Source organism: Gardnerella washingtoni (genome assembly GCF_049262705.1).
GTDB lineage: Bacteria > Actinomycetota > Actinomycetes > Actinomycetales > Bifidobacteriaceae > Bifidobacterium > Bifidobacterium vaginale_D.
The window spans coordinates 1,034,321-1,046,541 of the sequence record NZ_CP058398.1 but is presented as its reverse complement, the minus strand read 5'-3'; the positions used below and the strand labels follow the sequence as shown (position 1 = coordinate 1,046,541).

The window sequence follows — 12,221 nt, the reverse complement described above, 5'->3', positions numbered from 1 at the left end:
ATTATGTAAAGGGTGCTTAGATACAGCGGTTTTGTTGGTTGCTCGCAAACTGTGTATGTCAATGTTTTTATGCATGGTTCATATCTGTGCATACCTATGCAATAAGTTGGTGGTATTGCATAGAGCTGTTTGACATTGTGTTTATTTTGAGCACATGCGCTGTGCTTGTATACAGTACGCATATATTGAGTAGTTGCATATTTATGCGCAATATGCACTGTACTGAGGTTGTGAGATAAGGAGTAGCGATGGTAGATCGTAGCGAGTTACACAGTGAGATGCCAAAGAAAACACTTCGCAAAGCTCGTGCTGTTAAGCGTTCTCGTGCTTTGCGAACTGGTGTTGCAGGTGTGGCAGTTGCTTCGACTTTAGCGATGATGCTGCCGTCTGTTGTAGCTTCGGCGTTGCAGCCTACTCAGAAAGATATTATCGACGCGTCTCATATGACGCAAAATATGGGCAAAGGCAAGCCTGATCCAGATGAATTGAACATGCAGCGTTGGGGCGCTAGTGTGCTTCACAAGAGTGTGCAAACGCAGAAATGGGCAGAACTTGCTCGCCGTGAAGCTGAGTTGCAAAAACAACGCGAAGCTGAGAAGGCTCGTGAAGTTCAGGATAGTCAACAAGCTCAGGAATCCACTAAGGATGATGAGACTAAGAAGATTGGTGAAGTTAAGCAATCTCCAGAGGGGCATAGTTTTGGCGGGAATCTTGGGGCATCTTCGCAAGCTTCTGTTTCTCATCCTCATGAGACATTAGTGAGTAAGAATTCTGTTGGAAGTGCTGTTAAGAATTCTGCTCATACTTCTAATTCTGCAGCTGACAATAAGGCGAATAATTCTGGTAATTCTGAGAATCCTGCAGCGAAACAACCTGCACAACCTGCAAACGCACAACCTGCAAACGCACAGCCAGAAAATTCACAGCCAGAAAATTCACAGCCAGAAAATTCACAGCCAGCAAACGCGCAACCTGCAAACGCACAGCCAGCCGCGAAGCCAGCAGAAGCAAAGCAGCCAGAAGGAACAACGCAACCAACAAATGCTGGTGATGTTAAACCGGCAGAGGTTAAGCCAACTGAAAATAAACAGCCTGTAAATACTGAAATTGCGAAACCTGCAGCAGGGCAGAATACAAACGCACAGTCTGCAAGCACTCACGCAGAAAATACTAATACAGTAAGCGATGCAAATACAACAAAGGTGCGTGCTCGTAGGTCTATTGAGAGCAGCGATAGTGCTTCTGATAGGAGTAGTGTAACTACAACAACAAGTGCTCCTGCGGCTCCTGCAAATAATGCACCTGCAACTCCGACTGCGGCTCCTGCAAATAATGCACCTGCACCTTCTGCTTCCACATTTTCGGCAGGTGCAGAATCTAATGCTGGTGCTGGAACTACAGCTAAGCCAAGTGCAGAAAAGCCAACTGCACAAGGCGCTGCCGCTGCACAAGGTTCGCATGATAATGCGCAAGGTGCAACTACAGGTGCCACAGGCGAAGATAAAAGCGCTACGCCTTCAACTACTGGCTCAACACATGCTTCAGAGCCTAGGTCTGCTTCGAGCAATGATCCAACGCCTTCACCTGCTTCTACGCAGAACGCTGGCACACAGGGCGCTGGTACAACAACAACTAATAACGCAGCAACTGATGCAAACAGCCAGGTAATTAAGCCGAATACAGATAATCCAGAGGCGAAGAGTACAGAGCAAGCCAACAAACAGGTACAAACCGACAAAAAGCCAAAAGCTACGTACAATTTGAAAATTCGCTATACGATTGGTGGCGCTGCGAATAAGCAGCTTGTGCAGCCGTACGAGCTTACGATTGACGTTGAAAAGTTGAATAAGCTTGATAAAGATGGCAAGTACGAATACATTGAGCTTCCAAAGTCTGCTGGATACCGCCCATCCGTATATCATTCTGGTGATTACCAGTACTACGTTAAAAAAGGTGAGGGAGATAACAGCAAGTTCGTTATTGACGATGGCACGGATGCGGATGCTATTCGCTACTTGCGTTTGAGCAAGAAGCTGATTACTGATTACGCTGTAAAGGAAAGGCCGGCTGTTGGGGGCAATAACGGCGCTCAAGCTCCGCAGTCTCAAACAACAACGCCTTCGCAGACAAATCCGCAATCTTCATCCTCTACTCAGCCAAAAGCAGAAGATGGCATTCAGTACTACGGCGAGTTGAACATCAACTACGCTCCTAAAACAGCTAAGTACTATGTGCGTCACTTGGTGCAAAGTCTTAAAAATAAAGATGAGTTTGATGAAGCGCCTAATATTGGCAAGCCTATTGTTGTAGAACATAAAACTAAAGACAAGAAAGGCAACGTTACAACAACTTCAGAAGTTATTCACGTTACGGAGATTACTGGCACAGTTGGCTCGGATGTAACAGCTGTTTCAACGTATATTCCAGGCTATGAACCGGAGCACAATCTTATTAGCTCGCCGCTTTCGGATTCTGAAGATGAAAGCGACAAGCTTGTTTTGAACCTTCGCTACTACCGTAAAGCGTATGAAGTTACTTACGATTCTGCTGGCGGCACGGATGTTACTGCTCAAAAAGTGTATTATGGCCAGGAAGTGCCTGAGGTTCCAGAACCTACGTATCGTGGTCATGAGTTCCTGGGGTGGCAGTTAGTACAACCGGGGGATAATACTAATCGTTCGGTGGATACTAATCGTTCGGTGGATAATAATCGCTCGGTGGATAGTACTAATCGTTCGGTGGATAATACGAATCGTTCGGTGGATAGTACTAATCGTTCTGTGGATAATACTAATCGCTCAAGTGCTTCTAATAGGTCTGTAACTAATGAAGCGGCTAATTATACGATGCCGGATCACAATGTGCAATTCCGCGCGATATGGTCGGCTAACAATACTACCAGCTACCGCGTGAACGTGTGGGTGCAGAAGGCGGATTTGGTTGATAAAGAGCATCCGGATTCGCTTGCAAACTACGACTTTGTTGGTCTTGTTGAGCGCAAGAATGTGCAAACAGACAGTGAAGTTGCGCTTGATAAGATGAATGATGCTGGCGTTGTTGATGATGCTAGTAAGCTTAATGGCGCAGACGAAACTGATTATGTAAAGAACCCGGAGCTTGGCTTAACTAAAGAAGAGTTGCAAGGCAAAGATTCTAAACACGAAACTGGCTTAATTGCAAAGTTCAACTGGATGAACGATACGCATGTAACAGACTTAGACGGGTATGATACCACGAATCCTGGTGCCGAAAGCAATTACCTTAAAAATTCTAGCGGTAATTATGTTACAGGTCCTATTGATGCTAAAACCCCTAATTGGGATAATAGAGTTTACAAGGACATATTCACGCGCTACTTCCACGTGAATAAGGATCTTACTAAAAAGCTTAACAATGAGCAACATGATTTTGTGCCGGGTCGCCCAGATTTAGGCAAACGTAGTAAATCGCAGCTTTGCGCGGACGACTTAAACAACACCCTCAACTTAGTTTACGACCGCAATACTTATGAGCTTATTTTTGCTAAGCCGGCTGGCGTAGATAATGGTGACAATGCTGCTATAAAAAGAAAAGATGAAAACGGCAAAACAACTATTTATTGCTATGCTGGCGGTGGCGGTTGCTCAGATAAGTATGTTGGTAAAGACAAGGATGAGCATGGCACTGAGATTAACCATAAAGGCTACCGCGTAAATGTTCGTTACGGTCAAAAGCTTACTGATATTTGGCCTGATGTAAATGAATTATATTTTAGTGAAGAGGGAAAAGGCTCTTTAGGGTGGCAGCTTGGATTTGCAGGGGTTGTAAAGTATCGTGACACTCCTCCGTATCGTTTTACTAAAGAAGAATTTGCTGACCCTCGTTGGCGTGCTGCTTTTAAAAAAAATCCAAAAGACAAAGTAATACCTAAAATTAGCGATGACCCTGAGCATAACCCTCAAGTTACACACGAGTTAAAAGATAATCAGCGTCTGCTTACTGCTGATAGCAGTGATCAAAGTCAGCCTATACAGGTGATTATTAGGAAGCAAAGTATTGCCTCTGCTAAAAAGGGTGGTGACATAAGCGAGGACGATTATGAGCTTTCTACCGATTCTTATAGCAAAGATGATACTCCTAGCAATGACTATGATTATCCAGCTCCATCTATTGCTGGTTTTAATCCTGCTGATGGTTATGATACGGCAAGAGTTGGTGGTGCCCTTGATGAATCAGACTTTAAAGATAATCTGGAAGTGTGGTATAACGAATCTCATGCTCATGGGGATTGGGATGATTTAAGTGAGGATGAGCAGAAAGCTTTTGCTAAAAAGTATCATTTAGCATTTAGAAAATTTAGGGGCGTTCCAGTAGATGAACAAGAAAATTATGAAAGTGATGATGCAACTGAATTTGATGATAACAAACCACTTGAGTTTAGGTACGACCGCCAGAAGTACTTCGTGCGGTTTTATAATGCGGACGGCAATGCTATAACAAAAGACAATGTCGCTGCTAAAGAAAAACTGCCGTTTGAGTATAGCTTGACTAAGCGCGGCAAAAAAGATTTGACGGGCGAAGATTTGACGAGCGAAGACAAAGAGCTATACGGAAACGATACGTCTTACGATGCTTCTGTAACTAAAGACGATGCTGACGATATTTCTAAGCAGTTCGATGGCAGATACACTTTCACGCTTAATGGTACTAAGTACTCCATCGTTCGCCCTAAAAATTTGCCAGAAGACTACGTGTTTAAAGGCTGGGCTGTTGATCAAGCCGGTATTCATCTTATAAATGGCAAGATAAATGACAATAGTGAAGGTACTGAAGGCGACGGCAAAGCTGGAAGCAAAGATAAAGGCAAAGCTAAAGATATTACGATGCCAGTCAACGGCATTAAGCTTTACGCTGCGTGGGGTCTTCCAACTGATATTCAGCACACTGTAACGTTTGACTACCATATGCCGAAAACCGACGACAACGGCAATGAGATAGAGAACTCCGACGTAGTTACGAAAACGAAGTTCCCTCGCTACCATGTTATTGACGAAAAGAATGACATAGGCACCCCAACTCGCAAAGGCTACGACTTCTACGGCTGGGAGATTAAAAAGAACGGCAAGATTTTGCCGTACGCTTTTGGCAACAAAGTAGTCGAAGATATAACGCTTGATGCAGTGTGGGTTAAGGATACTCGCTACAACGGTACTTTTAAGCACATATTCTTAAAGCCAGGGTACACGTTTGCTGAATATAAGAATGCTACTGATGATACAGCCAAAGCCGCGATGGTGGATCACATTTCTACTCAAACGGTTTCCGGTTTGCGCGAGCATTTGCGCTACAATGCGGAAGCAGTCTACAGTGACGAAACGCACTTCCCAGATAAGCAGTTCACAAGCTTTGAAGCCTCGAGCAATGAGAAGCAGAATACTGGCGAGTTTATTTACCAAACGTACAATACGCGCAAGTATAAGGTAAAGTATATTGATCAAGACGGCAATGAGCTTCTTCCTGAAAGCGAAGTCAGCTCTGTAAATCGAAAGTACGACGTAGCATTCTACAAGCCGATTGAAGGCTTTATGCCGGAAACTACGCAGCAGAATATTGAATACGCTACTGACGAATATGGCAAGCAGATTGGCGAGAAACCAATCACCTTCAGATATAAAGACGTTCGCGTGCTTAAGCGCAAGTATATTGCTGAGAATCCTAATGCTGAGAATCCTAATGCTGAGAAGCCTCCGTATCGCCCGGATCACTACACGCGTTACGTGTTCAAAGTGGCCGATGGTCAAGGCTCTATGGGTAGCGTTGTTGACTGGCAAGGAAACAATGTAGCTGACGGCTCTGCTCTTGTGTACGATGCGATTAAGGGCACGAAGGCATACCAGATGCCGCTTCCAACAGTGGAAGCGAAGCCTGGATTTGAGTTTGCTGGTTGGACTTCGAAAATCGGTTCGTCTACTCTTGGTTCTACGGAGCTTCAGTATTCTGATGGCGTAAATCGTTTGCCGATTCGCTCCGAAGAGCAGAACAGCCCTGAAGTAATTTACACTGCTAAATTCAAGCTGAAGGCTCCTGTTGCTGCAGCTCCGCAAGTGCTTACGCCAATTGAGAAGATTAGTACCGGAAGTGGCGAGTCTGCTAAGAAGCTTATAACGAATGCTAAGGAGTATCCAGAGGGTGCTACGTTCAGCTTTGCGCCTGGCGAAAAGTTTGACAGCACTCCGGGCTTGCACAAGATTAAAGTGCAAGTAGCTCTTAACGGCAACACTGCTCAAGCTGAAGTGCTGTACCGCGTGCTGCCAGATTTGGTGTACGAAAGCGATTGGGAAAAGTTTAAGACTAGCGACTACGGCAGTAAGCACGCTACCGAATATGCGCCTATTACCTTTACTGGTAGTAACGATGAAGGCACTATTATTGGTCATGATACGACTGGCACTACTCCTTCTACCGGCGGAACGACTACGCTTACTGCGTACGTTTATAAAGGTAAGGATGTTAGAATCCGCGTGCCGCAAGCTTTCGGCATGGATCATGGTAAAGATAACTACCACTATGTGTTTAAGGGCTGGGCGACTAGGGTTGTAAAGCCGACTGCTGCGAATCCAAATCCAGAGCAGAAGTTTGACATAAATTCAAGCGACCGCTACACGGATGCGAATTTGCAAAACGGTGTAACTTACCACGCTGTTTACAAGAAGATTGACTACTTCTCCAATTCGTCTGACGGTGGTGAAGTTCCTAAGGATGCTGTAGTTGCAATCTTCAAGCCTGCTCCAGGACGATTGTGGAATGACAAAACAAGTGGTCCTAAGGTGTTCTATGTAAAGAAGGGCACTGATATTTCAAAAATTCCTTACAGTTCTAGCGACCCTACTAATGCTTTGGAGAAGCTTAAAGCAAACCTAACCAATGCTACTGGCACTTGGAATCGAAGCAGCATGCTTAATGACGGTAAGAAAGTTACTGAAGTTAAAGATGTTGCTGACGTGACTGGTGATTGGAAAGACGGCTGGAAAGTCAATGAATCATTCCAAGAGTTCGTGGCAGATCAAAAGGATTGGACAGAGCCAGATGTGCAGACTGATTACTTGGTTGCTGTGCAAGATAAGCGTGACACGCTTCCAAAGTTAGACGAGTATTTGACAAATCTTGCTGCTTTGAAAGAAGAGGCAGAAACTAAGGGCGAGATAAAGGATGTAACAATCGAATACGATTTGCCTAAAGGTAAGAAGCCAGAAGACTTTGAGAAGAAGATGCTTTCTAAGCCTTCTTTGTATACTGTGCCGCTAAAGATTACAGTCAATTACAAGGACGGAGTGGAACCTAAAAAGTATAAGCGCGTTGCTCGCCTTAAGGTTATTTATCAGCTGATGTACCCGGAAAGCTTGCCGAAGGAGACTACGCAGGAGACTACGCAAACTGGTGCTAATGCTGAACTTAGTAAAGTTCATAATCCAAAATATTACGTTCAAGTCAAATTTGAGAATGCTCAGAATGATAGTGAGTCACCGAAGGGCAAGGGTGAATTTGCTGCAGGTTCACGCAAGTTGTACTATGCGTATAAGGGATCTGCTAGTGGCGTTCGCGCTCCGCAGGTTATTGGCAAAGATTACGACGCTAACGGATACCATTACGAGTTCCAAGGCTGGGAGATGCGGCAAGATGATACATCTGTAGCAAATTCGACCAATACGCCAAATATTGCGAATAGTACAAATACTGCTGCACCTGCAGTTCCTGTTATGACACTGTTTGCTGCTGCGGTTCCAACGCCTACTACCGTACAGACTCCACCAAAAATTAAGCTATATTCTAATGCTGAAATTGCTGGTAAGAAGTTTGACAAAAACACTACTTTTGTAGCGCATTATAAGCTTATGAGGAATGTAATCGACGCTTCTGAAAACGACAAGATTCCAGACGGTTACGTTGCAACCATATTCCTTCCAGAAATTGGTCACCGATGGAGCAATGGTGAATATAAGCCAAAGCTGCTGTATATTCGCCATGGCAAAGATATTAAAGATAATATTAAGTTCGCGCAAGAAGTTGCAGACGATACTGGTAAGCTACTTTCTGGTTTCGTAAAGTGGCGTATGTACGATGCTAAAGGTAATGAGTCCAATGTTAATTGGAAGCACGCGTGGGATATCGCAACTCCGCGAATCTTTGTTGCTGAGCAAACTGGTATTTCGGATATAAAGATTCCGGAAACAGTTATTGGCGTTGGAGATGCGATTCCAAACCTTAATAAGCTCGTGCATAACACCGATCCTAATATTAACGTTTCTATTAATCGCGTTGACGGTCAAGGTGAAAAGCCAAAAGACGCTGATAATACGCAAGATGCTAAAGATTATAATACTTACGTATATCAGCCTGGAACTGCCACAGTAACTGTAGATGTTACGCGACCTACAGACGAAGTTGATCCTAAGACTAAGGAACGGAAAACTATTACTACGAAGGTTCAAGTTCGTTTGCATGTTTTGCCTAACGTGATTGCAGATAACGATTTGCCAGCTGAAGGCACTGCGGAAGCCAAGTTCGTACAAAAGAACTATAGCAAGGTAACGTATGTAGCTGGAGATGGCGGAGAAATGAAGTCTCCTGTGTTCACATACTGGGTGCGTAGGGGTGCTAAAGATTTGCAAATGCCAGTTCCAGACGTGCTTGCTGATAAGGGCTACGTGTTTAAGGATTGGACTTCTATTACGACTGAGACTCCAGCAGTTCCAGCAGATAAGCGCAAGGCTACAGAAGAAGAACGTGAAGCTTTGGCTCGTATGGCAATAATGAGCGGTAAGACGTTTGTTGCTAATGTTATTCGTAGGTCACACACGTCAACGCTGGCTGCATTGCAACATCTGTTGGAAGAAGCGCAAAAAGTTAAAAATGATCCTATTGCAACTGATGTTGAGCGCGAGAAGATAGCGAAATTTGCTGAAGGTGACAATAAGCCATGGGTTGCTAAGCTGATTCGCAATTCTCGCCACAGTACTGTAGAAGCCTTGAATAATTTGCTGAAAATTGCAAATGTTAATGGCGAGCATGAGATTTTGGCGCTCATGGCAGAGCATGAGAGTAAGTTCTGGGTTGCAAGCATTATACGCAAGTCGCATAATTCTAAGATTGAATCTCTTAAGTTATTGCTTAAAAATGCTGGAGTTGATCCAGACAAGCCTCATGATTATAGCGTTGATATGAGCGGTATTATTGACGATCAGCGAGAAGTGTTCGCTGAGCTTGCTGACGATGCGAATAAGCCATTTATTGCAAAGATAATTCGCAGCTCCAAGAAGTCTAGTTTGGAAGCTTTGAAGCAGATTTTGCGCAATGCTGGTATAAACCCTGAAATTTCGTTGCCAAAGCCTAAGCCAACGCGCGAAACTACAATTACTGCAAACTTCAAGCAGATGAAGCCTATGAAGTTTACGTTTGGTGGTTCTACGCGTGAGTTTACGCAAACAAAATTTAAGCTTACCGATAATAATGATGCACCTAACAATCAGCTTGCTGCTGGTTCTGGAAATGTGATGAACAACATAACAGCATCTTGCTCTGGAAGCCAATGCACTATGGCTGGTATTCCTACAATTACTGATTGGAAGCAAGGTGAAAGTGCGCGCGTAGTGCCATTTGTGTTTAGTACTACAGATAATTACGGTAGGCGTGCTGAAATTACAGTGAATATGACTGTGGTACGTGAAGAGAAGAAGCCGGTGCCTCCAACGCCTGTGCCTCCTACTCCGCAACCTGAGCCGGTGCCGCCAACTCCGGTGCCGCCGGAACCTGTACCTCCAACTCCGGTGCCACCAACTCCAACTCCGGTACCGCCAACACCAACTCCGGTACCGCCAACACCTGTTCCACCAACTCCGGAACCGGTGCCTCCAACGCCTGAGCCGCAGCCGATGCCGCCGGAACCTGTTCCACCAACTCCAGTACCGCCAACTCCGGTACCTCCAACTCCAGTTCCGCCTGCTCCGCAGCCTGAGCCGCAACCGGTGCCTCCAACTCCGGTTCCGCCAACTCCGGTTCCACCAACTCCGGTTCCACCAACTCCGGTTCCACCAACTCCGGTTCCACCAACTCCGGTTCCACCAACTCCGGTTCCACCAACTCCGGTTCCACCAACTCCGGTTCCACCAACTCCGGTGCCTCCAACGCCGGTGCCTCCAACGCCGGTACCGCCAACTCCGGTGCCTCCGGAACCTGTTCCTCCAACGCCGGTGCCACCAACACCTGTTCCACCAACTCCGGAACCGGTGCCTCCAACGCCTGAGCCGCAGCCGGTACCGCCGGAACCTGTTCCACCAACTCCAGTACCGCCAACTCCGGTACCTCCAACTCCAGTACCGCCAACTCCGGTACCGCCAGCACCAGTACCACCAACTCCGGAACCAGAGTACCCAACCGCAATAGCGATGCCGGAACCTTTGTTGCATGTAGATGCAGAACGTCAAGAAGAGCCTGCACAGCCTGCTCCATCGTTAGCAAAAACTGGTAGCGATGAGTCTACTGCAGCTCTTTGGTCTGCTACGCTTTCGGTATTAGGTTTTGCTGTAGGCAAAGCTGGTCGCCGTCGTAAACGCAAAAATAACGAAAGCTGATTTAGTGCGTCGAGGGTGGTGACTAAAATTGCGAAGGTTCCGGTTCACGCTTAGCTATTGGGGCTTTGCGACCCGGGTCGCCCGAATTCCATAGGAGACATTATGAAGCAGGGTATTCATCCCGATTATCACGCAGTGCAGGTTACCTGCTCTTGCGGAAGCACTTTCGTAACTCGTTCCACCGCTGATGGCGATCACATGACGGTTGACGTGTGCTCAAAGTGCCACCCATTCTATACCGGCAAGCAGAAGATTCTCGATACCGGCGGCCGCGTGGCTCGCTTCGAGAAGCGCTACGGTAAGAAGACTAAGTAGCTTTTATGACGCCAGCCCTGTTTTCGTGTAACTTCGCGAAGCGGGGCTGGCGTTTTATGTACTCAATATGTGTATGTTTAATTTTTAATTTTTAATATTTAATATTTTTGATTCACAATCCGCTTGAGGCGCGACTACAAAGGAATATGATGGCTGAGTCAGTAGATGAACAGTTCCCAGCAGCAGTTACTGCGTTAGAGGAGTACCGCGATATTGAAAGTCGCATGGGAAGCCCGGAAGTTGCGTCAAACCCGGACGCTATTCGTAAACTCGGTCGTAGGCATGCGGAACTTGGTTCAATCGTAAACGCTTACCTCAACTACAAGCAGCTTTGCGACGACTTTGAAGCCGCAAACGAAATGGCAAGCGACGATCCGGATTTTGCTGAGGAAGCTAAGCGCTTAGAAGCGCAACTTCCAACGGCAAAAGAAAAGCTTCGCACAGCTCTCATTCCTAGGGATCCTGACGATGCTCGCGATATGATTATGGAAATTAAAGCTGGCACAGGCGGCGAGGAAGCGGCACTATTTGCTGGCGATTTATTGCGTATGTACATGCGTTACGCGGAAAAGCGCGGCTGGACTACTGTAATCCAGAGCGAAAATTCAACGGAACTTGGCGGTGTAAAAGACGTTCAACTTGCGATTCGCGCAAAAGGCACACCTGCTCCAGAAGACGGCGTGTGGGCAAGCATGAAGTATGAGGGTGGCGTTCATCGCGTGCAACGAATCCCAGTTACGGAATCGCAAGGGCGTATTCAAACTTCTGCAGCTGGTGTAATCGTGTTCCCAGAAGCAGACGAAGATGACGACGAAATCGAAATCGATCCAAAAGATCTGAAAATCGACATTTTCATGAGCTCCGGTCCTGGCGGACAGTCTGTGAACACCACGTATTCTGCGGTTCGCATGACGCATATTCCAACTGGCATTGTGGTGAGTATGCAGGATGAAAAGTCGCAGATTCAAAACCGCGCTGCAGCTCTTCGTGTGCTAAAGTCGCGCTTGCTCGCTATGAAGCACGAGCAGGAGGCAGCAGAAGCGGCGGATATGCGCCACTCGCAGGTGCGTTCGCTCGATCGTTCTGAACGAATCCGAACGTACAATTTCCCAGAAAATCGTATTGTGGATCATCGCACGAACTACAAGGCTTACAATCTTGACCAAGTACTTGATGGCGACTTGCAACCAGTTATTGACAGTGATATTCAAGCAGATGAAGCTGACCGTTTAGCACAAGCTAAGTAGCAGTGGTTCAGCATTATTTTGTAGAAATTATTTTGTAGAAATTAAGCTTCTA

At 46.0% G+C, this 12,221-nt stretch carries 3 protein-coding genes; all 3 read left to right on the top strand.

Going from position 1 to position 12,221, the window contains the following annotated elements; translation table 11 throughout:
• Nucleotides 1-248: 248 nt before the first annotated feature.
• Nucleotides 249-10,607 carry an InlB B-repeat-containing protein gene (locus tag HXT28_RS03915; RefSeq protein WP_422113289.1) on the top strand — a complete coding sequence of 3,453 codons (10,359 nt, stop codon included), beginning with the start codon at nucleotides 249-251 and terminating at the stop codon, nucleotides 10,605-10,607.
• 102 nt (nucleotides 10,608-10,709) lie between these two features.
• A complete protein-coding gene (gene rpmE, locus HXT28_RS03910; RefSeq protein WP_004118797.1) occupies nucleotides 10,710-10,922 on the top strand; it encodes a 50S ribosomal protein L31 in 213 nt (70 codons plus the stop codon).
• 149 nt (nucleotides 10,923-11,071) lie between these two features.
• Entirely contained in the window at nucleotides 11,072-12,169 is a 1,098-nt protein-coding gene (prfA, locus tag HXT28_RS03905) for a peptide chain release factor 1 (RefSeq protein WP_032814123.1), read from the top strand.
• The last annotated feature ends 52 nt before the right edge of the window (nucleotides 12,170-12,221 follow it).

Excerpts from the sequence above, each read along its gene's own strand:
- HXT28_RS03915 (WP_422113289.1), top strand. The coding sequence starts at position 249 with ATGGTAGATCGTAGCGAGTTACACAGTGAGATGCCAAAGAAAACACTT.
- rpmE (WP_004118797.1), top strand. The coding sequence starts at position 10,710 with ATGAAGCAGGGTATTCATCCCGATTATCACGCAGTGCAGGTTACCTGC.
- prfA (WP_032814123.1), top strand. The coding sequence starts at position 11,072 with ATGGCTGAGTCAGTAGATGAACAGTTCCCAGCAGCAGTTACTGCGTTA.